The 22,854-nt window shown below is 73.0% G+C and carries 22 protein-coding genes; 14 read left to right on the top strand and 8 right to left on the bottom strand.

Features of this window, described 5'->3' with window-relative positions:
• The first annotated feature begins 348 nt into the window (after positions 1–348).
• Both ACZ303_RS15940 and ACZ303_RS15935 read left to right on the top strand, forming a co-directional pair.
• A complete protein-coding gene (locus tag ACZ303_RS15940) occupies positions 349–1,233 on the top strand; it encodes a DMT family transporter (RefSeq protein ID WP_467339645.1) in 885 nt (294 codons plus the stop codon).
• A 54-nt stretch (positions 1,234–1,287) separates the two neighbouring features.
• Entirely contained in the window at positions 1,288–1,815 is a 528-nt protein-coding gene (locus tag ACZ303_RS15935) for an NUDIX hydrolase (protein WP_467339282.1), read from the top strand.
• Positions 1,816–2,013: 198 nt separating this feature from the next.
• Here ACZ303_RS15935 and ACZ303_RS15930 read toward each other — a convergent pair whose 3' ends face one another.
• Positions 2,014–2,940 (bottom strand): NADP-dependent oxidoreductase, encoded by a 927-nt coding sequence (locus ACZ303_RS15930; RefSeq protein ID WP_467339280.1) that lies wholly within the window; start codon positions 2,938–2,940, stop codon positions 2,014–2,016.
• 30 nt (positions 2,941–2,970) lie between these two features.
• Positions 2,971–4,479, bottom strand: a complete 1,509-nt coding sequence (locus ACZ303_RS15925) for an MFS transporter (RefSeq protein WP_467339279.1) — start codon at positions 4,477–4,479, stop codon at positions 2,971–2,973.
• A 170-nt stretch (positions 4,480–4,649) separates the two neighbouring features.
• Between ACZ303_RS15925 and ACZ303_RS15920 the strand changes: the two genes are divergently transcribed.
• The 4 genes from ACZ303_RS15920 (at position 4,650) to ACZ303_RS15905 (ending at position 8,548) form a co-directional block, all read left to right on the top strand.
• Positions 4,650–5,090, top strand: a complete 441-nt coding sequence (locus ACZ303_RS15920; protein ID WP_467339277.1) for a MarR family winged helix-turn-helix transcriptional regulator — start codon at positions 4,650–4,652, stop codon at positions 5,088–5,090.
• A gap of 97 nt (positions 5,091–5,187) precedes the next feature.
• Positions 5,188–6,132 carry an MBL fold metallo-hydrolase gene (locus ACZ303_RS15915; RefSeq protein WP_467339275.1) on the top strand — a complete coding sequence of 315 codons (945 nt, stop codon included), beginning with the start codon at positions 5,188–5,190 and terminating at the stop codon, positions 6,130–6,132.
• A gap of 146 nt (positions 6,133–6,278) precedes the next feature.
• The gene (locus ACZ303_RS15910) at positions 6,279–7,310 is read left to right on the top strand and encodes a phosphotransferase family protein (protein ID WP_467339273.1); all 1,032 of its coding nucleotides are present in this window, start codon (positions 6,279–6,281) and stop codon (positions 7,308–7,310) included.
• 5 nt (positions 7,311–7,315) lie between these two features.
• Positions 7,316–8,548 carry an acyl-CoA dehydrogenase family protein gene (locus ACZ303_RS15905; protein ID WP_467339271.1) on the top strand — a complete coding sequence of 411 codons (1,233 nt, stop codon included), beginning with the start codon at positions 7,316–7,318 and terminating at the stop codon, positions 8,546–8,548.
• Between the two features lie 196 nt (positions 8,549–8,744).
• Here the strand turns inward: ACZ303_RS15905 and ACZ303_RS15900 are convergent, their stop codons facing one another.
• Both ACZ303_RS15900 and ACZ303_RS15895 read right to left on the bottom strand, forming a co-directional pair.
• Positions 8,745–9,344, bottom strand: a complete 600-nt coding sequence (locus ACZ303_RS15900; protein ID WP_467339269.1) for a TetR/AcrR family transcriptional regulator — start codon at positions 9,342–9,344, stop codon at positions 8,745–8,747.
• Positions 9,341–10,126, bottom strand: a complete 786-nt coding sequence (locus ACZ303_RS15895; RefSeq protein ID WP_467339267.1) for an SDR family oxidoreductase — start codon at positions 10,124–10,126, stop codon at positions 9,341–9,343. The genes ACZ303_RS15900 and ACZ303_RS15895 overlap by 4 nt, the downstream gene beginning before the upstream one ends.
• A gap of 185 nt (positions 10,127–10,311) precedes the next feature.
• Between ACZ303_RS15895 and ACZ303_RS15890 the strand changes: the two genes are divergently transcribed.
• From ACZ303_RS15890 to ACZ303_RS15875, 4 genes are all read left to right on the top strand, one after another.
• A complete protein-coding gene (locus ACZ303_RS15890) occupies positions 10,312–11,658 on the top strand; it encodes an erythromycin esterase family protein (protein WP_467339265.1) in 1,347 nt (448 codons plus the stop codon).
• A gap of 110 nt (positions 11,659–11,768) precedes the next feature.
• Positions 11,769–13,055 carry an alpha/beta fold hydrolase gene (locus ACZ303_RS15885; RefSeq protein ID WP_467339263.1) on the top strand — a complete coding sequence of 429 codons (1,287 nt, stop codon included), beginning with the start codon at positions 11,769–11,771 and terminating at the stop codon, positions 13,053–13,055.
• Positions 13,056–13,244: 189 nt separating this feature from the next.
• Positions 13,245–13,856, top strand: coding sequence for a hypothetical protein (locus ACZ303_RS15880; protein ID WP_467339261.1), 612 nt, complete (start codon positions 13,245–13,247; stop codon positions 13,854–13,856).
• Between the two features lie 85 nt (positions 13,857–13,941).
• Complete coding sequence (locus ACZ303_RS15875; protein WP_467339259.1) at positions 13,942–15,384, top strand: amidase; 1,443 nt, start codon at positions 13,942–13,944, stop codon at positions 15,382–15,384.
• Between the two features lie 82 nt (positions 15,385–15,466).
• Here the strand turns inward: ACZ303_RS15875 and soxR are convergent, their stop codons facing one another.
• The gene (soxR, locus tag ACZ303_RS15870; protein WP_467339257.1) at positions 15,467–15,928 is read right to left on the bottom strand and encodes a redox-sensitive transcriptional activator SoxR; all 462 of its coding nucleotides are present in this window, start codon (positions 15,926–15,928) and stop codon (positions 15,467–15,469) included.
• A 115-nt stretch (positions 15,929–16,043) separates the two neighbouring features.
• Here soxR and ACZ303_RS15865 point away from each other — a divergent pair, with 115 nt between their 5' ends.
• Positions 16,044–16,505, top strand: coding sequence for a MaoC family dehydratase (locus tag ACZ303_RS15865; protein ID WP_467339255.1), 462 nt, complete (start codon positions 16,044–16,046; stop codon positions 16,503–16,505).
• A gap of 19 nt (positions 16,506–16,524) precedes the next feature.
• Here the strand turns inward: ACZ303_RS15865 and ACZ303_RS15860 are convergent, their stop codons facing one another.
• A complete protein-coding gene (locus tag ACZ303_RS15860) occupies positions 16,525–17,142 on the bottom strand; it encodes a TetR/AcrR family transcriptional regulator (protein WP_467339643.1) in 618 nt (205 codons plus the stop codon).
• Positions 17,143–17,305: 163 nt separating this feature from the next.
• Between ACZ303_RS15860 and ACZ303_RS15855 the strand changes: the two genes are divergently transcribed.
• Positions 17,306–17,914: a DUF2165 domain-containing protein gene (locus tag ACZ303_RS15855; RefSeq protein ID WP_467339253.1), complete on the top strand. Its 609-nt coding sequence runs from the start codon at positions 17,306–17,308 to the stop codon at positions 17,912–17,914.
• 14 nt (positions 17,915–17,928) lie between these two features.
• Here the strand turns inward: ACZ303_RS15855 and ACZ303_RS15850 are convergent, their stop codons facing one another.
• Both ACZ303_RS15850 and ACZ303_RS15845 read right to left on the bottom strand, forming a co-directional pair.
• A complete protein-coding gene (locus tag ACZ303_RS15850; protein WP_467339251.1) occupies positions 17,929–19,020 on the bottom strand; it encodes a Zn-dependent alcohol dehydrogenase in 1,092 nt (363 codons plus the stop codon).
• Between the two features lie 53 nt (positions 19,021–19,073).
• Positions 19,074–20,492 carry an aldehyde dehydrogenase family protein gene (locus ACZ303_RS15845; RefSeq protein ID WP_467339249.1) on the bottom strand — a complete coding sequence of 473 codons (1,419 nt, stop codon included), beginning with the start codon at positions 20,490–20,492 and terminating at the stop codon, positions 19,074–19,076.
• A 216-nt stretch (positions 20,493–20,708) separates the two neighbouring features.
• Between ACZ303_RS15845 and hmgA the strand changes: the two genes are divergently transcribed.
• Both hmgA and ACZ303_RS15835 read left to right on the top strand, forming a co-directional pair.
• Entirely contained in the window at positions 20,709–22,034 is a 1,326-nt protein-coding gene (hmgA, locus tag ACZ303_RS15840) for a homogentisate 1,2-dioxygenase (RefSeq protein ID WP_467339247.1), read from the top strand.
• A 10-nt stretch (positions 22,035–22,044) separates the two neighbouring features.
• Positions 22,045–22,794, top strand: a complete 750-nt coding sequence (locus tag ACZ303_RS15835) for a GntR family transcriptional regulator (RefSeq protein WP_467339245.1) — start codon at positions 22,045–22,047, stop codon at positions 22,792–22,794.
• Positions 22,795–22,854: the final 60 nt, after the last annotated feature.

Below are 22,854 nucleotides of genomic sequence, written 5' to 3'. Positions count from 1 at the left end.
GTAGTCACGGCTCCGAGTCAAGACCGATCTTGGAACTGACCCTTCATCAACTCATGGGCCGTCAGATCCGCTTGAACGGGCCACCGCCGGGCGGTTGGGGGTGTTCGACACCTCCGTCCCATCCGTGACCCGCACTCTTGTATTGCGTACCTTAGTTCGATACCTCGGGCGCTCCCCTCCACGGGCCCTCGTCTCCCGGACCCGCCCGAGGCGCTCTCCCAGGACGTCGGCCGTTGGTGGGGATGGACGCCCGAAAGACGGGTACTCGGCCGTCACTCCGTCTTCGCGGCGGCTATCGTTTTCTGTCAAGTCCCCTTACGACCGGTCCGCCTTGAGGTGCGCGACGTGATGGTCTTCGCCTTCGCCGTGAGTGCCGCGTGCTGCCTGGGCATCGGCTTCGTGTTCCAGCAGAGCGCCGCCCAACGGGCCCCGATGAGTGACTTCCTCTCCCCGCGGCTGCTGCTCGACCTCGTCCGGATGCCGCGCTGGCTGGTGGGCATCGGGCTGATGATCGTCGGCATGGTGCTGGGCGCGGTCGCCCTCGGGCACGGCGAGATCTCGCTGGTGGAGCCGCTGATGGCCACGAACCTGCTGTTCGCGATGGCCCTCTCGCGCTGGCTGACCAGGCAGCCGCTGGGCCGGACGGGCTGGTGCGGGCTGTGGCTGCTGGCGGGCGGGGTGACGGCCTTCATCGTCGCGGGCCGGCCCCACGGCGGCGACTCCGTCACCGACCCCCTGCGGCACTGGTTGATCCTGGGCCTGATGCTGGGCGGTGCCCTGCTGCTGACGGCGGTCGCCAAGCGCCTGCGGATGAGCGCGGAGGCCGCGCTGCTGGCGGTGGCGGGCGGGCTGCTCTACGGCGTGCAGGACGCCCTCACCCGGGTCAGCGGCGAGCGCCTGGGGCAGGGCGGCTGGACGGCGCTCCTCACGAGCTGGCAGCCGTACGGGGTGCTGGTGCTCGGCATCACGGCGCTGGTGCTGGTGCAGAGCGCCTTCGAGGCCGCGCCGCTGCGGATGTCGCTGCCCGCGCTCACCGCGGCCCAGCCGCTGGCGGGGATCGCCTGCGGGGTGGGGTTCCTCGGCGACCGGCTGCGGACGACCACCGGGGCGCTGGCCTGGGAGGCGTCGGGGCTGGCGGCGATCGTGGTCGGCATCGTGCTGATCGGCCGCCATCCGGCGATGCCGTCGGGGCCGACGCCACCGGCTCGCGTCCGCGACCTCCAGCCGCACTGACGGGGCGCCGGGCCGCACCGCCCGCGGCTCGGCGCGGCTGCTTGGATGGGCACCATGACCGAGCGACGACCGCTGCCCGCGGACGAGGTACTGGACATCGTGGACGAGCGCGACCGGGTGGTGGGCCGGGCGCCACGCGGCGAGGCGTACGAGCGGGGGCTGCGCCACCGGTGCGTCTTCGTCCTGGCGCGGGACGGGCAGGGACGGATCTTCGTCCACCGGCGCACCGCGGAGAAGCTCGTCTTCCCCTCCCGCTACGACATGTTCGTCGGCGGTGCGGTCGGGGCGGGCGAGTCCTACGACGAGGCGGCGCTGCGGGAGGCCGAGGAGGAACTGGGCGTCTCGGGGCTGCCGGCGCCGACGCCGCTCTTCCGCTTCCTGTACGAGGGGGAAGGGGGGTCCTGGTGGTCGGCGGTGTACGAGGTCGTCTGCGACTCGGCTGTGTCGCCGCAGGTGGAGGAGGTGGCCTGGTACGGGTTTCTCTCCGAGGGGGAGCTGTTGGGGCGGCTCGGGGAGTGGGAGTGGGTGCCGGACGGGTTCGAGGCGTTTCGCCGGCTGCGGCGGGGGTGGCCGGTGGGGTGAGTTGCGGTTTCCCCTACCGGGGCGGGGTGTCCTCAATCGCCGGACGGGCTTGATCGGGCTGGTCCGGGTCGTGCGCGGCACCGGGGGCGCCCTTGCCCTCAATCGCCGGACGGGCTTGATTGAGCGCCCTGACGGGCTTGACCAGGCTCTGCCCGTTCAAGCCCGTCAGGGCGCCGCACCGTGTCGGCCGACGGGCGGCTAGTCGACCGTCACCACGATCTTGCCGCGCGTGTGGCCCTCCGCGTTCGCGCGCTGCGCTTCCGCCGTCTTCTCCAGGGGGAAGGTCTGCGCTACCTCCACCGTGAGCGCGCCGCTCTCCGCCAGTTCGGTGAGGGCGGTCAGGTCCGCCGCGTCCGGGCGGACGAAGACGTAGCGGCCGCCGAGGCCGAGTACGGACGGGTCGGCGACGGAGGCGATCCGGCCGCCCTCCGCGAGGAGACCCGGGGAGGCGGTGAGCGCCTCGCCGCCGGCCAGGTCGAGCACGGCGTCGACGCCACCGGGGGCCAGGGCCCGTACGCGGTCGGCGAGGCCCTCCCCGTAGACGACCGGCTCGGCGCCGAGGCCGCGCAGGTAGTCGTGGTTGCGCTCGCTGGCGGTGCCGATGACCCGTGCGCCCAGGTGTACCGCGATCTGGACGGCCATCGAGCCGACGCCGCCGGCCGCGGCGTGCACCAGGACGGTGTCGCCCTGCCGCACGGCCAGCGCCTTGATCAGCGACTGGTAGGCCGTGAGGCCCGCCAGCGGCAGTCCGGCGGCCTGCTCGAAGGTGAGGTTCCGCGGCTTGCGGGCGAGGGTCCGTACGGGGGCCGCGACGTACTCGGCGAAGGTGCCGCGGGAGAGGAAGTCCTCGCGGACGTAGCCGATGACCTCGTCGCCGACGGCGAACTCATGGGCGTCCGCCCCGGGCTGGACCACCACTCCGGAGACGTCCCAGCCGGGCACGACGGGGAAGACGGGGGTCAGGACGCCGTCGAGGTAGCCGGCCTGGGCCTTCCAGTCGACGGGGTTGACCGCGGCGGCCCTGACCTTGATCAGGACGGCGTCGGGGCCGACCTTGGGGTCGGGCAGGTCGCCGTACTCCAGGACCTCGGGGCCGCCGTAGCCGCGGTAGCTGATGGCCTTCATGGGGGTGCTCCTTGTGGGGTGTGCCGAGGGTCAGGCGTTGGCCGGTGCGGTCCCAGCGTCCGCCGTGGTGGCGTGGCCCGCCACTTCGCCGGCGCGCGGGCCGAAGACCTTGCGCAGGCCCAGCGAGGCGACGAACGCGACCAGCAGGAACGCGGTGCCCGCGATGACGAACGTCAGCGTGAACTGGCTCTCCGCGGGCAGCTTCGGGGCGCCCGGCGGCAGGTGCTCGATGCTCTTGGACGCCAGCACCGTGGTGATCATGGCGCTGCCGATGGCGCTGCCGGTCGAGCGGGAGATGGAGTTGATGCCGTTGGCGATGCCGGTCTGGTGGTGCGGCACGCTGGAGACGATCACGGCGGGCATGGCGGCGTAGCCGAAGCTGATGGCCGCGCCGACGAACATGCCGGCGGCGATGACGGAGAACGCGTGCTCGTGGTCGAGGGCGATCCACACGAAGCCGGCGGTGCCGATGAGCGAGGCGAGCAGCAGGACCAGGCGCGGGCCCTTGTGCCGGACGAGCTGGCCGCCGATGGGGGCGGCGAGCAGCGAGACGATGGTGCTGGGCAGCAGGAACTCGACGGAGGCGCGCAGCACGCTGGCGTCGAAGCCGTAGCCGGTGATCTTCGACGGCATCTGTACGAGGTAGGAGACGCCGATGAAGAGGGCGAAGGAGCCGAAGCCGACGAGCAGACCGGCGACGTTGGCGAAGAGCACCGGGCGGTGGGCGAACATCTTCATGTCGACGAGCGGCTCGCTCACCTTGCGCTCGACGAGCGTCCAGACCGCGGCCATGACGACGGCGCCGGTGAAGCAGCCGATCGTACGGGCGGAGGACCAGCCCCACTCGTGGCCCTGGGTGATGGGCAGCAGGAGCAGGACGAGGGTGGCGGCGAGGCTCAGGGCGCCGAGGACGTCGGTGCGTCCACCGGTGGTCTGCTTGGTGGCGGGGACCAGGGTGGCGACGGCTATGAGGGCGAGCGCGGCGAGGCCGGTGGCCAGCCAGAAGGCGCTGCGGTAGTCGGGGTTGTCGCCCGAGGTGAGCAGGCCGGTGGCGACGAGCGCGAGGCCGCTGCCGAAGGCGAGGGTGCCGCTGACCATGGCCATGGCGCCGGGCAGCTTCGCGGGGCGCACCTCCTCGCGCAGGACGGAGAGGGCGAGCGGGAAGATCGCGGTGGCGGCGCCCTGGAGGACCCGGCCGACGATCAGCCACAGCAGGGAGTGGGTGACGGCGGCGAGGACGGAGCCCGCGACCATCACGACCAGCACGGCGACGAGGGTCTTCTTCTTGCCGTGCTGGTCGCCGAAGCGGCCGAGCAGCGGGGTGAAGACGGCGGCGGAGAGCAGGGTGGCGGTCGTGACCCAGCTCACGTTGGCGGTGGTGGTCTCCAGGTCGTTCTGGATGAGGCCGAGGATCGGCACGACCAGGGTCTGCATCATCGAGACGACCATGGCGGCGAGGCTCAGGGCGAAGACGATGACCGTCTCGTTGGCCTGCTTGCCTTCGGACCGGCCCTGGTGGGTGGCGGCTGGGGAGCTCATGGGTTGCGGGGTCCTTCGAGTTGCTTCATGACCGAAGTGATTCATGACTGAAGTGATTCATCACGTTGATGCTTGATGAGGTCAAGCAACTCGACACAGATTAGGTCGAAATACTTCAGGTAGTCAAGTTAATGTTTTAAGGGTTCAAGCTCTTGAGTACACTTCAACGCATGACCGCCGCCTCCCCCCACACCCCGACCAAGGCCCAGCTCCTGGAACTGGTGGCGGCGCTCGGCACCGCCCAGTGGCAGGACTTCGCGGCCGCCGCCGCCCGCCACGGCCTCACCTCCGTCCAGGCCAAGCTGCTCGCCCAGCTCAAGGGCCCGGTCCCCATGCGCGGCCTCGCCACGCTGCTGGTCTGCGACGCCTCCAACGTCACCGGCATCGTCGACCGCCTCGAAGCCCGCGGCCTGGTCCGCCGCGAGCCCGACCCGGCCGACCGCCGTGTGAAGAACGTGGTGGCCACCGACGAGGGCCTGGAGACCATCCGCCGCGTACGGGGCGAGATGCAGGCCACCCACACCGCGCTCGACGCCCTGGACGAGGACGAGCGCACCACGCTCTACCGGCTGCTGGAGCGGCTGCGCCCCGGCATGGAGCACCGCGGCTGAGACCCGACCGCCCCTTTCCTCCGCGTTTCCGCGCGCCCGTATTCTGACGGGCAGTCCGATCCGCGCACCCCGCGCGGACGACGAGGGGAGGCCATCGATGTCCCACGACAGCACCACCACGCCCGCCGCCGGCGAGGAGGGGACGGAGCCGTACACCGTCGCCCTCGCCCCCGGCGTGAGCGCGTTCGTGCAGCCCGACGGCGGCTGGTGCCTGAACAACGCGGGAATCGTCACCGGTGGCGGCCGGACGGCTCTGATCGACACGGCCGCGACGGAGCGGCGGGCGCGGCTGCTGCGCGACGCCGCCACCCGGGACGGCGCGCCCTTGCCCACCACGATCGTCAACACCCACCACCACGGTGACCACACCTACGGCAACTGCGTCTTCCCCGAGGCCACGATCCTCGGGCACGCCGACTGCCGCGAGCAGACCCTGGCCGTGGGGCTCCAGCTGCACGGGATCTGGCCCTGCGTCGACTACGGCGACGTCACCATCACGCCGCCGCAGGTCACCTACACCGACGCGCTGACCGTGCACCTCGGCGACATCGAGATGCGGCTGCTCCACCCGGGCCCCGCGCACACCGTCGGCGACACCATCGCCTGGCTGCCCGAGCAGGGCATCGTCTTCACCGGTGACCTCGTCTTCAACGGCGGCACCCCCTTCCTGATGATGGGCTCCCTCAGCGGCTCGCTGCGCTCCCTGGAGATCCTGCGCGGCCTCGACGCCCACACCGTGGTGCCCGGCCACGGCCCGGTCACCGACCCCGGGATCTACGACATCGTCGAGCGCTACTTCCGCTGGCTCCAGGGCTACGCCCGCGACGCGCGCGCCGCCGGCCGCACCCCGCTGGAGGCCGCCCGCGCCGCCGACCTCGGCGAGTTCGCGGAGCTGCGCGAGAGCGAGCGGCTGGTCGCCAACCTCCACCGCGCCTACGCCGAGCTGGACGGCCTGCCCCTGGCGTCGCCCCTCGACCTGCCGGTCGTCCTCGGCGACATGCAGACGATGAACGGCGGCCGGCCCATGGCCTGCCACGCCTGAGGCGGGGGGACCGGGCCCCGGCCCGAGCCCGGAGGCGGATCCGCGGGAGTTCGGCCCCGTCACCCTCTGGACGGCATACCGACTGGTCGGCATGATGATCTCGAATCGTCTGTCCGCGGGCTCAATTCCCCATGGAGGAGCACTCGATGAGCAAGGGCACCCCCGGCACGCCCCCAGGGATCGATCCGGAGCGGCTGCGCGCGCATCTGGAGCGCGAGGCGCCCGGGCTGGTGCGCGGGCCGCTCACGGCCGAGCTGATCGAGGGGGGCCGCTCCAACCTCACCTACGCCGTCACCGACGGCATCGGCCGCTGGGTGGTGCGCCGGCCGCCCCTGGGGCATGTGCTGGCCACCGCCCACGACATGCGGCGCGAGCACCGCGTGATCAGCGCGCTGCACCCGACGGCCGTGCCGGTGCCCCGGGCGCTGCTGCTGTGCGAGGACGAGAGCGTCATCGGATCGCCCTTCTACGTCATGGAGTTCGTCGACGGCACGCCCTACCGGACGGCCGGGCAGCTCACCGCGATCGGCCCGGAGCGCACCCGCCGGGTCGTGCTGGGCCTCGCCGACACGCTCGTACAGCTGCACGCCGTGGACCCCGCGGCGGCCGGGCTCGGGGACTTCGGGCGGCCGGAGGGGTTCCTGGAGCGGCAGTTGCGGCGCTGGGGCAAGCAGCTGGCCGCCTCGCGCGACCGTGAGCTGCCGGGCATCGACGAGCTCCACGCGGCGCTGGGCAAGGCGCTGCCCGTCTCCCCCGCCCCCACCGTCGTGCACGGCGACTACCGCCTCGACAACGCCCTCGTCGGCGCCGACGACACCGTGCGGGCGATCCTCGACTGGGAGATGTCCACCCTCGGCGACCCGCTGACCGACCTGGGCCTGCTGGTGATGTACAGCGAGCAGCGGCCCGTCCCCGGCTCCCCGATCACCACCACGCGCGACGCCCCCGGCCACCCCGAACCGGCCGAGATCGTCGAGCGCTACGCCGTCGGCTCCGGGCGCGACGTCTCGGCGCTGCCGTGGTACACCGCCTTCGCCTACTTCAAGCTCGCCGTGATCCTCGAAGGCATCCACTACCGCTACACCCTGGGGCAGACGGTCGGCGCGGGCTTCGACCGCATCGGGCAGCTCGTCCCGCTCTTCATCGACAACGGTCTCACCACCCTGCAGGAGGGCTGAGCGGCATGGACTTCGCATTCGACGCGCGCACGGAAGAGCTGCGCGGCAGGCTGCTGGCCTTCATGGACGAGCACGTCCACCCGGCGGAGGCCGTCGCCGAGGAGCAGCGGGCGGGGTCGGCCTCCCCCTGGGACACTCCCCCGGTCGTCGAGGAGCTGAAGGCGGAGGCACGCCGGCAGGGGCTGTGGAACCTTTTCTTTGTGGACCAGCACAGCCTGCCGGACGGGGAGTACGGGGCCGGGCTGACCAACCTGCAGTACGCGCCCCTCGCCGAGATCACCGGCCGCAGCCCGCAGCTGGCCCCCACGGCCCTCAACTGCGCGGCACCGGACACCGGGAACATGGAGCTGCTCGCGCAGTTCGGCACCGAGGAGCAGCGCAAGCGGTGGCTGGAGCCGCTGCTCGCCGGGGAGATCCGCTCCGCCTTCGCGATGACGGAGCCGGACGTCGCCTCCTCGGACGCCACGAACATCGAGACGCGGATCGAGCGCGACGGCGACGACTACGTCGTCACCGGCCGCAAGTGGTACATCTCCGGTGCGATGAGCCCCCATTGCGAGATCTTCATCGTCATGGGGAAGACCGACCCCGAGGGCGCGGACCCCCGCCGCCAGCAGTCGATGATCCTGGTCCCGCGTGACACGCCCGGCCTGGAGGTCCGGCGCGCCATGCGCGTCTACGGCTACGAGGACCACTACCACGGCGGCCACGCCGAGGTAGTCCTCGACGGCGTCCGCGTCCCGGCCTCTCATCTGATCGGCGAGGAGGGCGGCGGCTTCGCCATCGCCCAGGCCCGCCTCGGACCCGGCCGGATCCACCACTGCATGCGGCTGATCGGCATGGCCGAGCGGGCGATCGAGCTGATGTGCCGGCGGGCGGTGGCCCGTACGGCCTTCGGCGAACCGCTCGCCCGGCAGGGCGTGGTCCAGGAGTGGATCGCCGACTCCCGGGTCGCGGTGGAACAGCTGCGGCTGCTGGTGCTGAAGACCGCCTGGCTGATGGACACGGTCGGCAACCGTGGCGCGCACACCGAGATCCAGGCCATCAAGATCGCCACGCCGCGGACGGTCGTCGACATCATCGACAAGGCGGTCCAGCTGCACGGGGCGGCCGGGGTGAGCCAGGACACCCCGCTGGCCGAACTGTGGGCCGCGGCCCGCACGCTGCGTCTGGCCGACGGGCCGGACGAGGTGCATCAGCGGTCGCTGGCACGGCGGGAGTTGCGGGGGTATCGCTAGGCAGTGGCCGCGGGTCGTGTCGTGCGCACCACCGCTGCGCGGCGGTGTCCTCGAACGCCGGACGGGCTGGTGTCGGATGAGCTCGGCGCAAACCAGCCCGTCCGGCGTTCGAGGACGCGCCCGCAGGGCGCCCGCCGCCGAAGGCGGCAACGGCGGGCCCGCGGCCGAAGAGCCGTACACACGGCCTCCCGGGCCGCTATGGCCGCAACGCCCTCAGTAGCAGGTCCGCCAGGTGGTCGGCGACCTGCTGGGGGCTCAGGCGGCCCTCGGGGCGGTACCAGTTGGCGAGGTGGTGGACCGAGCCGAAGTGGTAGTCCACCACCAGATCGGCCGGGGTCGCCGCGGTGAAGACGCCCGTGCGCTGGCCCTCCTCGATCAGCGCGCGGAACCGCTCGTGGTAGCGGCGGCGTTCGGCCCGCACCTGCTTGTGCTTCTCCGGGCCGAGGTGGTGCATGGACCGGAAGAAGATCTTGGTGTCGTCGAGGTTCTCGATGGTGGTGACGACCACGTCGGCGGCGGCGTCGCGCAGCCGCCGCTCGACGGGCGCGTCCGCCTCCGCGAAGGCGTCCAGCCGCTCCTGCTGGAGGCGCAGGACCCGCCCGTACACCTCGTGCAGCAGGTCGTCCTTGGAGCCGAAGTAGTGGTAGAGCGCGCCCTTGGTGACGCCCGCCGCCTCGACGATCTCCTGTACGGACGTCCGGTCGTAGCCCTGGTCCGCGAAGAGGCGGGTGGCGGCGGCCAGCAGCCGCCGGGGCACCGGTCTGCCGCCGCCGTCCACCGCGGCCGTCGTGGTCACGCGCGGCCCCCCGCGGGCTGCCCGGGCACCTCTTCGAGCCTGCGCTGGAGGTGGTTCATGCCGCGCAGCCAGCGGTCGGGGTCGGTGGCGCGGGCCGCGTAGTAGTCGGCGACCTCCGGGTGCGGGAGGATCAGGAAGCGGCCCGCGGCCATGCCCTCGAAGAGGGCGTCCGCGACCTGCGAGGGCTCGATCGCGGTGGGGACCAGGACCAGTTCGCCGGCCGCGCCCGTGCCGCGCAGCATGTCCGTACGGACGCCCTGCGGGCAGATGGCGTGGACGTCGATGCCGCAGTGGCGGTAGGTGAGCGAGAGCCATTCGGCGAAGGCGAGGGCGGCGTGCTTGGAGACGCTGTACGGGGCGGAGCCGATCATGGTGAGCAGCCCGGCGGCGGAGACGGTGGCGACGAAGCGGCCGCTGCCGCGGTCCAGCCACTCGGGGAGCAGCTCGCGCGCCGCCCGTACGTGCGCCATGACATTGACGTCCCAGGCGGCCTCCCAGAGGTCCTCCTCGACCTCGGGGCCGCCCGCCGGGGCGACGCCGGCGTTGGCGCAGTAGATGTCGACCTTCCCGCCGAGCGCCTCGCGGGCGGCCGGCACGACGCCCGACGCGTCGCCGGGGACGGCCGTGGCGCCGATCTCCTCCGCGACCGCCCGGGCCTTGTCGACGTCGAGATCGTTGACCACGACACGGGCCCCCTCGGCGGCGAACCGGCGGGCGAGCGCCGCTCCGATGCCGCCTCCCGCTCCGGTGACCACGACTCCCGCGTCCCGCACTGTGCCCACGCTCGCATCTCCCTCGGCTCGGCTGCACGGGCAGACTAACCAGTCGGTATGTACCTGCGGAAGGGGGCGGGTGGGGCTGTCCCCCCACGGTTCGGGGGGCCGTCCGGCTGGTGGCGCGTCCGCCGCCCGCGCGATCGTGGGCGGCGAAGCCACAGCCACCCACCGCGATCCGAGGAGTGCTCCCGATGGCGTCCCCGCCCCACGCCCGCCGACCGGCCCTGTTGCTCACCGTGCTGCTCTGCCTGGGCTCACTGGTCACCGCCGCTCCGGCCACGGCCCGGACCGGCCCGGCCGATCCCGTCCCCGCCCTGACCCGGGCGGCACATCCCTTACGGACCACGGAACCGGGCGGTGACCTGCGGGACTTGCGGCCGCTGGGCGCCATGGTCGGCGACGCGAAGGTCGTCGGGCTGGGCGAGGCCACGCACAGCTCCCACGAGTTCGTCACCAACAAGCACCGCGTCTTCCGCCACCTCGTGGAGGAGAAGGGCTTCACCACCTTCGCCCTGGAGGCGAACTGGAGCGCCGGGGCGCGCATCGACGACTACGTGGTGCACGGCAAGGGGGACATCCGGCAGATCATGCGGGAGGAGTTCCAGAACGCGTACCGCATGTGGAACACCCGCGAATACCTCGACCTCTTCGAGTGGATGCGCGCGTACAACACCCGGCACGCCGAGAAGCTCCGCTTCGTGGGGAACGACGCGGCCTATGCCGGCCCCGAGCTCTTCGACAGGGTGACCGCGTACGTCCGTGAGCACCACCCCGAGCTGCTCCCCCGCTTCACCGAGCTCTACCGCCTGCAGCGACCGGCGCCCGGCGTCGGCACCGACGCCTATATGGACGCCTACTTCAAGCGGCCGATGAGCGAGCGCCGGACCATCGCGGAGCACGCGCGGCAGGCGCTCGACCTGCTGGCCGCGCGGCGACCCGGGCGCGACGAGCGGGAGTTCGCCCTGACCGTGCAGCACGCGCGGGCCATCTCGCAGGTCGCGGGCATGTACCTCTACGACCTGGACGACCCGGAGTCGGTCGCCGCGTGCATGCGCTACCGCGACGAGGTGATGGCCGCCAACACCGCCTGGTGGCTCCGCCACACCGGGCAGCGGATCCTGCTGTCGGCACACAACGCCCACGTCTCCTACGCGTCCGACAAGCCGGCGCAGTATCCCAAGACCCAGGGCGCGTTCCTGCGCGACCGGCTGGGCGCGGCGTACGTGAACGTCCGGCTCACCTTCGCCGAGGGCTCGTTCAACGCCATGGACGAGGAGGAGCGCACCCGGGTCGTCACCCTCGGCCCGGCCGCTCCCGGCAGCAATGAGCACACCCTCGACAAAGTGCCGTACCGCGCCTGGGCGCTGGACATGCGGCGGGTTCCCGAGCCCGCCCGCGCCTGGCTGGACACCGGGCGGCCGACCCGGAACATCGGCACGGCCTGGCCGGAGCCGGAGTACACGACCGCGCTGCGCGGGTCCTACGACGTCCTCGTCCACCTGCACCGCGTCCGGGCGGCGGACCTCCTGGCGCCCTGATCCCCGCCGCCCCGCACCACGGAAGCGTGAAGCGGGCCGACGAGGCTGGACAGGCCCCCTTGACGGCGGGACGATGCAGCGCACATCGGACCGCTCAAGAGGGACGCGCCATGGCGGGCATGTGTGTGGAGCCGTACTGGGAGCTGACGTTCGACGCCGACGGGGACGTGGACCCCGGCGAGCGCGAGGAGCTGATACGCGGGGTCGCGCGTGCGGGAGTGACCGATCTGGTGGTGTTCGCGCACGGCTGGAACAACGACCGGCCGAGGGCGACGCGGCTGTACGACCGCTTCTTCGCGCCGTTTCCGGGCATCCTCGGCGGCGCGGACGGGGCCCGGGTCGGCTATGTCGGGGTGATCTGGCCCTCGATGCACTTCGCCGACGAGCCGGTACCCGACTTCCCGGACCGGCAGGCGGCGGCCGCCGGTCCGCCGGTCCTGGACGCCGCCACCCGGCAGGCCCTCGTCGACGTCCTCCCGTGCGAGGAGGCGGTGGCGGACCGGCTCGCGGTGCTCCTCGCGGAGCGGTCCGAGGACCCGGCACGGCTGGAGGAGTTCGTCACGCTCGTCCGCGGCCTGGTCGCGACCGCGGACCGGCCCGCAGCCGTGGCCGACCTGGAGACGGGTGCCGCGCCGCCGGACATGCTCACCACCGACGCCGTACAGGTGTGCGAGATGTTCACGGCGGCGCTGGCGAGCGTGGGAGCGCTCCCACCGGAGCTGTTCGGCGGGCTGAAGAAGCTCTGGCACGGCGCTTACGAGCTGCTGCGCCAGGCGTCGTACTACACGATGAAGCACCGCGCCGGCGTCGTCGGCCAGAACGGCCTGGGTCCCGCGCTGGGGCTGCTCGACCGCTCGGGCGGCGGCGTGCGGGTGCATCTGGCGGGGCACAGCTTCGGCGCGCGGCTGGTGGCGTTCGCGCTGCGCGGCCTGCCGGAGGGCACGGGGTGCGTCGCCTCGCTGACCCTGATTCAGGGCGCCTTCTCGCAGTACGCCTTCGCGTCCCGGCTGCCGTTCGCCTCTGACCGGGGCGGGGCGCTGCGCGGGCTGCACCGCCGGGTGCGCGGTCCCGTGGTGTGCTGCCATTCGCGCCATGACACGGCGCTGGAGGTGCTGTATCCGCTGGCGTCGCGGGTGGCCGGGGACGACGACTCGCTGCTGGGCCTGGACGACACGCGGTGGGGTGCCATCGGGCGCCGGGGCATCCAGGCCGTGGACGGCTGCGCGGCGCTCTCCCTCCGGGAGGCGCTGGCCGGCGGGCTGCCGGCTGACGGCTGCGCCAATGTCGACGCGGCGGCGGTCGTGGCGCGCGGCGGGCCGCCCACGGGCGCGCACAGCGACATCTGCCACGAGGAGCTGGCGCGTATCGTCCTGCTGGCCGGTCGGATCGTACGGTGAGCGGAGGGTGAGGATCCGCCACCTTCGCGCCTTCTCGCCCCCCGCCTCACATCTGTGGGCGAGTTCGGGGTAGCAGAGCGGGGTCGACTGCGTAGCGCGCCGCCGGTATCCGGCCCGAGGGATCCGAATCGCGACGCGTTACGTCCCTTCCATGTCGATCCGAGTCCGCGCTGTCGGAGGTGGGATGCAGTGGCAGGTTTCAGAGCACTCGCACGAGAGGTGCGCAATCCACGGAACACCATCGCCTTGCGGCGGACCTCCCTGCGCAAATGCCTCGAACGCTTCGCACCGTACGGCCACCGGGCGACCTGGAACCATCTGTGCGAGCTGGCGGGGCTCGACCCCGCCGACCGCGCCCCCGACCCGGTGCGGCTGGCCTCGGCGCTGACGGAGCTGGAGGAGGCCCGCGCGGTGTGGCTGGCGTACGAGGCGTCCTTCGCCGACCGCCGCAAGCGCGAGAAGCACGACGGCATCCGCCAGCCCAGCGCGGTGGACGACTGGCACCGCAACACCTGGGGCGGTTGCGACATCGTGCCGTGCGTCAGCCCCACCGCCTACCCGGCCCCGCGCCTGGCCGATGTGCTGCGCCGGGTGATCGCCGCGATGGAGGCCGGGCCCGGCGACCGCTGCCCGGTGTGCTCGCAGGAACGGCTCGAATGGCACTCCGACCTGGAGCGCTACCCCATGGAAGGACCCGTCTGCGCGGACTGCGGCATCGTGGTGCCGGTGCCCGTGCTCACCACCGGCGCGCTGGCCGCCGCGCGGCGCCGGATGTTCGAGGACCGGTACGCCGTCGCCTGAGCCCTTCGCGGGGGGGTGACCGCCGCCCGTGCGCGGTGCGAGGATTCCCCGCACGGCGACATCGGGCGACGAGAAGGCGGACGGCATGAGTCAGCTGCACGATCTGACCGCGTTGGAGCAGGGGGAGGCGATACGGGCGGGACGGATCTCGCCCGTCGAACTCACCGAGCACTACCTGGAGCGCGTCGAGCGGCTGGACGCCTCCGTGGGGGCGTTCATCACCGTCACCCCCGAGCTCGCCCGCAAGCAGGCGGCCGACGCCGAGAGCGAGGCGTCGGCCGCCCGCCGCGAGGGGCGCGCGCTGTCACCGCTGCACGGCGTGCCGGTGCCGGTGAAGGACCTCAACTTCGTGGCGGGCGTGCGGTGCACGATGGGATCGGCGGCGTTGACCGGGTACGTCCCGACCGTCGACGACCACGTGGTCACGCGGCTGCGGGATGCGGGAACGATCCTGCTGGGGAAGACCAACACCTCGGAATTCGGCCTCGCCTCGCACACCGAGAACGACATCGCGCCGCCGGCGCGCACCCCGTGGGACCTCTCCCGGTCCGCGGGCGGTTCGAGCGGCGGAGCGGGGGCCGCGGTGGCGGCGGGGCTCGCGCCGCTGGCGCACGGCAGTGACGGAGGCGGCTCCATACGGATCCCCGCGTCGGCGTGCGGGCTCTTCGGCATCAAGCCCAGCCGCGGCCGGGTGAGTTCCGGGCCGGTGCTGCACGACGTCACCGGGCTCGGCACCTCCGGTCCCCTGGCCCGTACGGTCGCCGACGCGGCCGCGCTCCTCGACGTGCTCGCGGGCACGGCGCCCGGCGATCCCTACGCCGCGCCGTCGCTGCCGCCGGGCGAGACCTTCCTCGACCAGGCGCGGCGCGCGCCCCGGCCGTTGCGGGTGGCACTGCTGGCGCGGCCTCCGATACCGGATCTGGAAGCGCACCCGGACTGCCTGCGGGCGGTGGAGGAGGCGGCCGCGCTGCTGCGGGACCTCGGTCACCGGGTGGAGGAGGTGACGGCTCCGGCCGATCCCACCCTCGCGGAGGCCTTCACGCGCGTATGGGAGGTGATGGCGGCGACGCGGCCCGTGCCGGAGGGCGGCGAGGAGCTGTTGCTGCCGCTGACCCGGCATCTGCGGGAGCGGGGCGGGCGCGTCGGCGGGGTGGAGTTCGCCACGGCCCTCTACCGGCTGCGGATGATCGGGCAGCTGGTCGCCGACGCCCTCCAGGCACCGGGCACCGGCTATGACGTGATCCTCTCGCCGACCCTGGCCCGACCACCGCTGCCGGTGGGGGCGCTGCGCGACGACGGTGACCCCGCCGCCGAGTTCGCCTCGCTGGTCCCCTTCATGCCCTTCACCCCGCTGTACAACGCGACCGGTCAGCCGGCGGTGAGCGTGCCGCTGCACTGGACCGCGCAGGGGCTGCCGATCGGCGTCATGCTGGCCGGCCGGTACGGGGACGACGCCACGCTCGTCTCCCTGTCGGCCCAGCTGGAGGAGGCCAGGCCCTGGGCGGACCGCCGTCCCGCGATGTGGTGACGGCGACCGCGCGCGTACGGAGCCGGTACGCGCGCGGGGGCGACTGCGGGAACGGACCCCGCGAGCCGGTACGCGCGCGGTCTCAGCGCTCCCGCTCGACCAGCAGCCTCGAACCGCTGCCGAGCTGGCCGATGCGGTCCTCGGGGTTGGACAGCGCGCAGCTGTCGAGCGAGAGGCAGCCGCAGCCGATGCAGTCGTCCAGGTGGTCGCGCAGCCGGCCGAGCTGCTTGATCCGGGCGTCCAGCTCGCCGCGCCACGCCTCCGACAGCCGCGCCCAGTCGGTGCGGTTGGGGGTGCGCTCGTCGGGCAGCTCGGCGAGCGCCTCGCGGATCGTGGCGAGCGGGATGCCGACGCGCTGCGCGGCCCGGATGAAGGCGACCCGGCGCAGCGCGTCACGGTCGAAGCGGCGCTGGTTGCCGGAGGTGCGGCGGCTGGTGATCAGGCCCTTGGACTCGTAGAAGTGCAGTGCGGAGACGGCCGCGCCGCTGCGCGCGGACAGCTGACCGACCGTGAGTTCCTGGACATTGTTCGAAATCTGCGGCACGGGTCACGACCTTACGCCAGGGGTGGGCGTTGACTTTCGGCCCGTGCGCACCGCACCCTGAGCAAGCGCTTAGAAGGCGCCCTGGAATGCAAGGACGCGTACGGGAGGCGGCGGCATGGCGGAACCCCGGATCTTCACCTCGCCCGAGGAGCTGCGGGCGGCGGTCGGGGAGGAACTCGGGCCCGGCGACTGGCTGGAGGTGGACCAGAAGCGGATCGACCTGTTCGCCGAGGCGACCGGGGACCACCAGTGGATCCACGTCGACGCCGAGCGCGCGGCGGCGGGCCCGTTCGGCACGACCATCGCGCACGGCTATCTCACCCTGTCGCTGCTGGCGGCGCTCGTGCCACCGCTGATGCGGGTCGAGGGCGCGCGGATGGGCATCAACTACGGGCTGGGCAAGGTCCGCTTCCCCGCCCCCGTGCCGGCCGGCTCCCGGCTGCGGGCGCGGGCCCGGATCACGGCGGTGTCCGAGGTCGAGGGCGGCGTCCAGCTGACGACGGCGGTGACGGTCGAGCGCGAGGGCGGCACGAAGCCGGTGTGCGTGGCGGAGTCGCTGAGCCGCTTCGCCTGGTGAGCCCCGGCCGGGGCTCCGGTCAGGCGACGGGGTGCCCGACCATGCGCAGCACCAGGTCGGCGTAGAGCGCGCCCACCTCGTCCGGGGTGCGCTTGCCCTCCGAGTCGAACCAGCGGGCGACGTCGATGCACAGGGAGAGGACCGCGAGGGTGGTGCCGCGTACGTCGGGGACGTCGAAGTCGCCCGACGCGACGCCGTCCTCGATGATCGCGCGGACCACAGCGTCCGTCTCCCGGCGCAGCCCCACGATCTCGGTGTAGTGCTCCTCGCCGAGCGCCCCGAGCTCGTACTGCACGACGCGGGCGGTGGTGTGGTGCTCGGCGTGCCAGCGGACGAAGTCCCGTACGGCGCCGGCCAGGCGCTCGGCGGGACCGCCCTCGGCACCCCTGGCCCGGCGCAGGATGTCGAGGGCGAGCCGGTGGCCGACGATGCTGATCCGGTAGAGCAGCTCTTCCTTGGTCTTGTAGTGGATGTAGAGCGCGGCGGGGCTCATCCCGGCCCGGCCGGCGATGTCGCGGGTGGTGGTGGCGTGATAGCCGCGCTCGGCGAAGGCCGCCACGGCCGCGGTCACCAGCCGCCGGGCGGCGTCCGGCGTGACGTCGGCCCACTCCTCGGTACGCTTCGCCTCCGCGTCCATTCCCACGCCCCGCTCTCCCGGCCCGCCCCGGACCCTCCGCCGGCGGGAACGAACACCATACCCCGGGGCTGAGCAAGCGCTTAGGCCCGTACCGGGCGTAGGGGCACCGCCGCGGGGGCATGCATGGGTCCGGGGCAGGGGCGTCGCGCGGACGGGAGGTCGGATGGCCACCAGCCGGAAGGGCCGGGGCGGGAGGGGGCGGCGGCTCAGGGAGCTCGCCGGGCTCGACGGCGGCCGGCGGACCAGAGGGCCGCTGCGCCTCGGCGCGCTGCCGGTCGCGGCGGCGGCGCTCACCGCGACCGTCGCGCTCTACATCACGTTCGTCGCCATAGGCAATATGACCGACTTCGGCACGAACCGGGAGTTCGTCCGGCACGTCCTGGCGATGGACACGACCTTCCGGGACAAGGACCTGATGTGGCGCGCGATCACCGATCGCACGCTCCAGGACGTCGTCTACGTCGCGATCGTCGTCTGGGAGACGCTCACCGCGCTCGCGCTCCTCGCGGCCACCACGCTCTGGGCGCGCGGGCTCGCCGCGCGCGGGGCGCAGCGGGCCGGGTACGGGGCGGCCCGCCGCGCCACCACGGTGGGGCTGGTGATGCTGATGCTGCTCTTCGGAATGGGCTTCATCGCCATAGGCGGCGAGTGGTTCGCGATGTGGCAGTCGGCGAAGTGGAACGGCCTGCAGGCCGCCGGGCGCAATTTCATGGTGGCCGGGTTCGTGCTCGTACTGATCCATCTCCCGATGGACCGGACGCCGCCGGGCTGAGCCCCCCGGGGCGTTCAGGGCTGCGGAAAGACCACCAGGGACCGGCCGCCGCGCCCGGCCGGCATGGCGTCGAAGGCGGCCGGGATGCCGTCGAGCCCGATGCGGTCGGTCACCAGTGCGGAGAGGTCGAAGCGCCCGGCGCGCACGTGCTCGGCGATGACCGGGAGGTCTTTCGCCGGGTCGCAGTTGCCGTAGACGCAGCCCGCGAGCGTACGGCCGAAGTGGAACAGCTCCAGGGCGGAGAAGGTCACCCGCTGGTCCTTGCCGCCGATGCCGACGACCGTGGTGCGCCCGCCCCGTCGGGTCGAGGACCAGGCCGTACGGATGGTGTCGGCGCGGCCGACGCACTCGATGGCCACGTCCGCGCCGTGACCGCCGGTGAGCGCCCGGACCCGCTTGGCCGTCGTGTCGTCCGCGAGGAGGAATTCGGTGGCGCCGGCGGCGCGCGCCAGCTCCTCCTTCTCCGGTGACACGTCGACGGCCACGACGGTCCCCGCGCCGGCGATGCGCGCGGACCGCAGGGTGGCGAGCCCCACGCCGCCGACGCCGTACACCGCGACGGACTCGCCTTCCCGGACCCGCGCGCTGTGGTGCACCGCCCCGTAACCGGTGAGCACCGCGCAGCCCAGCAGCGCGGCCTCCGTCAGCGGTATGCCGTCGGGCAGCGGGAGGACGGCGGCCGCCCGTACGACGGTCTCCTCGGCGAAGACGGCGGTGCCCAGGCCCGGGTGGAGCGGGGTGCCGTCCGCCGTGAGCGTGGCGTACGGGACCTGGGCCGCGGCGGAGGACTCGGCGCACAGCCAGGGTTCGGCGAGCCCGCAGAAGTGGCAGCCGCCGCAGGCCGGCGCCCAGTTGAGGACGACCCGGTCGCCGGGCGCGACATGGCCGACGCCCTCGCCGACGGCGGTGACCGTGCCGGCGCCCTCGTGGCCGAGAACGGCCGGCACGGGCTGGCGCAGCGTGCCGTCGGCCAGCGAGAGGTCGGAGTGGCAGACCCCGGCGGCGGCGAGCGCGACGCGCACCTGGCCGGGGCCCGGCGCGGGCAGGTCGATCTCGGTGATCCGCAGGGGCGCGCCCACGGCGGTCAGTACGGCGGCGCGGACCATGCCGTTCCCTTCTCGTCGGGTCCGCGGGCCCTCTTCGGGGGCCCGCGGGGCGCTCAGAACTGGAGGGACTTGGTCTGGAGGTACTCCGCCAGCCCGTGCGGGCCCAGTTCGCGGCCGACGCCCGACTGCTTGTGGCCGCCGAAGGGCGCCAGGATGTTGAAGCCGCCGCCGTTGATGTCGACCTGCCCGGTGTCCATGCGGCGGGCGAACGCGGCGGCCGTGGCCTCGTCGGCGGCCCAGACGGCGCCGCCGAGGCCGTAGACGGAGTCGTTGGCGATGCGGGCGGCCTCGTCCTCGTCCTCGTACTTGATGAAGGTCAGGACCGGGCCGAAGATCTCCTCCCGGGCGATCGTCATCTCCGGGCGCACATCGGCGAAGACCGTCGGGCGGACGAAGTAGCCCTTGTCGCGGCCTTCGGGGGTCTCGGAGCCGCCCGCGACGAGTCTGGCGCCCTCCGCGACGCCCTGGTCGATGTAGCCGCGCACGCGCGCGTGCTGGCGGGCGTTGACGAGCGGGCCGACGCGGACGTCGGGCTCGGCCGGGTCGCCGGGGACGTACGCGGCGATGGCCTCGGCCGCGAGGGCGACGGCCTCCTCGTAGTGGTCGGCGTGGACGAGGGTGCGGGTGAGGGCGTTGCAGGACTGGCCGGCGTTGCGGCAGACGTCGGCGACGTTGGCGGCGACGGCCTTCTCCAGGTCGGCGCCGGGCAGGATGACGTTCGCGGACTTGCCGCCCAGTTCGAGGGCGACGCGCTTGACGGCGGCGCCCGCGATCGCGCCGATCCGCTTGCCGACGGCGGTCGAGCCGGTGAAGGAGACCAGGTCGACGCCGGGGTGCTCGGCGAGCGCCTGGCCGGCGACCGGGCCGAGCCCGGTGACGAGGTTGAAGACACCGGCCGGGATGTCCGCCGCGGCCACGCACTCCGCGAAGAGCCGGGCGGTGAGCGGGGTGTCCTCGGCGGGCTTGAGGACGACGGTGCAGCCCGCCGCGAGGGCGGGGGCGACCTTGGCGACGATCTGGTGGAGCGGGTAGTTCCAGGGGGTGATCGCGCCGATGACGCCGACCGGCTCGTGCAGGACGGTCGAACTGCCGATCTTCTCCTCGAAGGGGTACGTCGCGGCCAGTTCGGCGAAGGACCCGGCGACGGCGATGGGCAGGCCGGTGTGGACCCGCCGGGCGAAGCCGGCCGGCGAGCCGAGCTCGGCGGTGACTGTGGCGGCGATCTCGTCCGCGCGGTCGGCGAGCGCGTCGCGGAGCGCGGTGAGATACGCGCCCCGGCGGGCGGGCGGGGTGGCGGCCCAACCGGGCAGCGCCGCGCGGGCGGCCCGTACGGCGGCGTCGACGTCCTCCGCGGTGCCGGCCGGCACGGTGGCGATGACCTGCTCGTCGGCCGGGTTGACGACCTCGATCGTCTCGGTGCCGACGGCGGGCCGCCAGCCTCCGTCGATGTACATCCCGTCGTGCGCGATCACAGGTCATCTCCTCGAAGTGTCGGTGCCGTGCCGAACGTACGAACGTCCAGAACTCCCGTGCGATCTCAACCTAATGGGCACCGGCGGGAAGGCACCAGAGGCACCCGTTCCGCCCTTGTGGCCGGCTGTCGGTGTTCCGCGGCGCTGATCCATTGACGCGCGGGGCCGGGAATCCTACGGTCTCCCATAGGAATCCATCGGCGCTGGGAGCACGCGATGAGCGAGACGGACCACGAGCAGGCGCGGAAGTCCGCCGAGGAGCCGGCGTATCTGTCCGGCTTCGGCAACGAGCACAGCAGCGAGGCCGTCCCCGGGGCGCTGCCGCACGGCCGCAATTCGCCGCAGCGCGCGCCGCTCGGGCTGTACGCGGAGCAGCTGAGCGGTACCGCGTTCACCGAGCCCCGGCACAGCAACCGCCGGTCGTGGCTCTACCGGATCCGGCCCTCGGCCGCGCACCCGCCGTTCACCCGGCTCGGCAACGGCGAGCTGGGCAGCGCGCCCTTCGCCGACGGGGTGGCCGACCCCAACCGGCTGCGCTGGAACCCGCTCCCCGAGCCACCCGAGGGCACCGACTTCGTCGCCGGGCTGTGGACCCTGGGCGGCAACGGCGACGTCGGCCGGCGCTCGGGCATGGCCGTGCACCTGTACGCGGCCAACGCCTCGATGACGGACAAGGTGTTCAGCGACTCCGACGGCGAGCTGCTGATCGTTCCCGAGCGCGGCGGGCTGCTGCTGCGCACGGAGTTCGGGGTGCTGCGCGCCGAGCCCGGGCACGTGGCGCTCGTCCCGCGCGGGGTGCGGTTCCGGGTGGAGCTGCTCGACGGGAGCGCGCGCGGATACGTCTGCGAGAACTACGGGCAGCCGTTCACCCTGCCCGACCTCGGGCCGATCGGCGCCAACGGGCTGGCCAACGCCCGGGACTTCCTCGCGCCGGTCGCGGCGTACGAGGACGTCGAACGCCCGGTCCAGGTGATCAACAAATACTGCGGCAACCTCTGGACGGCGACCTACGACCACTCGCCGCTGGACGTCGTCGCCTGGCACGGCAACCTCGTCCCGTACGTCTACGACCTGCGCCGCTTCAATGTGATCGGTTCGATCAGCTACGACCATCCCGACCCGTCGATCTTCACGGTGCTCACCTCTCCGTCGGACACCCCGGGGCTGGCCGGCGTCGACTTCGTGGTCTTCGCGCCGCGCTGGCTGGTGGGCGAGGACACCTTCCGGCCGCCGTACTTCCACCGCAATGTGATGAGCGAGTACATGGGCCTGATCGAGGGCGCGTACGACGCGAAAGCGGAGGGCTTCGTGCCGGGCGGTGGTTCGCTGCACAACATGATGTCGGCGCACGGCCCGGACCGGGACACCTTCGACAAGGCGAGCGCGGCGGAGCTGAAGCCGCGCAAGGTGGACGACGGGCTGGCCTTCATGTTCGAGACGCGCTGGCCGATCACGGTGACCGAGCGGGCGCGGACGGCGGGACACCTCCAGGCGCGCTACGACGCGGTGTGGGAGGGTCTGGAACGCCATTTCCGCCAGTGAGGGAGTTCCCGTGACCACCTTCGCCCCCGACTCCCTCGCGCTCAACCGCAAGCTGCCGCTCTGGTACCAGGTCTCGCAGTCGCTGCGCGCCTCGATACTCGGGCGCCGCACCGGCGACCCGCTGCGGCTGCCCACCGAGGACGCCCTGGCCGAGCACTACGGCGTCAGCGTCCTCACCATGCGGCAGGCGCTCAAGGAGCTGGAGACGGAGGGGCTGATCTCCCGGCACCGCCGACGCGGCACCTTCATCGAGCCGAGCGCCCGGCGGGGCGCGCCGGTGCGGCTGCTCGGCTCGGTCGACACGATCGTCGCCCAGCAGTCCGGCGAGCGCACGGCCGTCCTCGGCCACGGGCCGGAGAAGGTCCCGGCCGAGCTGGCCGAGCACTTCCCGGACCTGGACGAGGCGGTGGCCTACCGGCGGCTGCGCTGCGACGAAGCGTCGGGCGAGCCGACGAACTGGGCGGAGAACCTCGTGCGCCCCGAGCTCGCCGAGCGCATCGACCTCGCGGACCTCACCCGCTGGCCGATGACGAAGGTGCTGCGCGACGCGGTGGGCGTCCGCATCAGCCGCATCACGGACACGGTCGAGGCACGGCTGGCCGACCCGGAGACGGCCCGGCTGCTCCAGGTGCCGCTGCTCAGCCCGATCCTGCACTACACCGGCGTCACCTACGACGAGAGCGGCCAGGTGGTGGACGTCGCGCGCATCCGCTACCGCGGCGACCGCTTCTCGTTCACGGTCACCCTCGAAGCGCACTGAAGCGCCGCTACGATGCCCCCGGCGACCGAACGGCTCCGGGAGGGACAGCCGCGTGACCGC

It is taken from the genome of Streptomyces sp. NPDC023527 (assembly GCF_055560115.1).
Note: the sequence above shows the minus strand (reverse complement) of the source record. Positions and strands in the feature narration are given on the sequence as shown.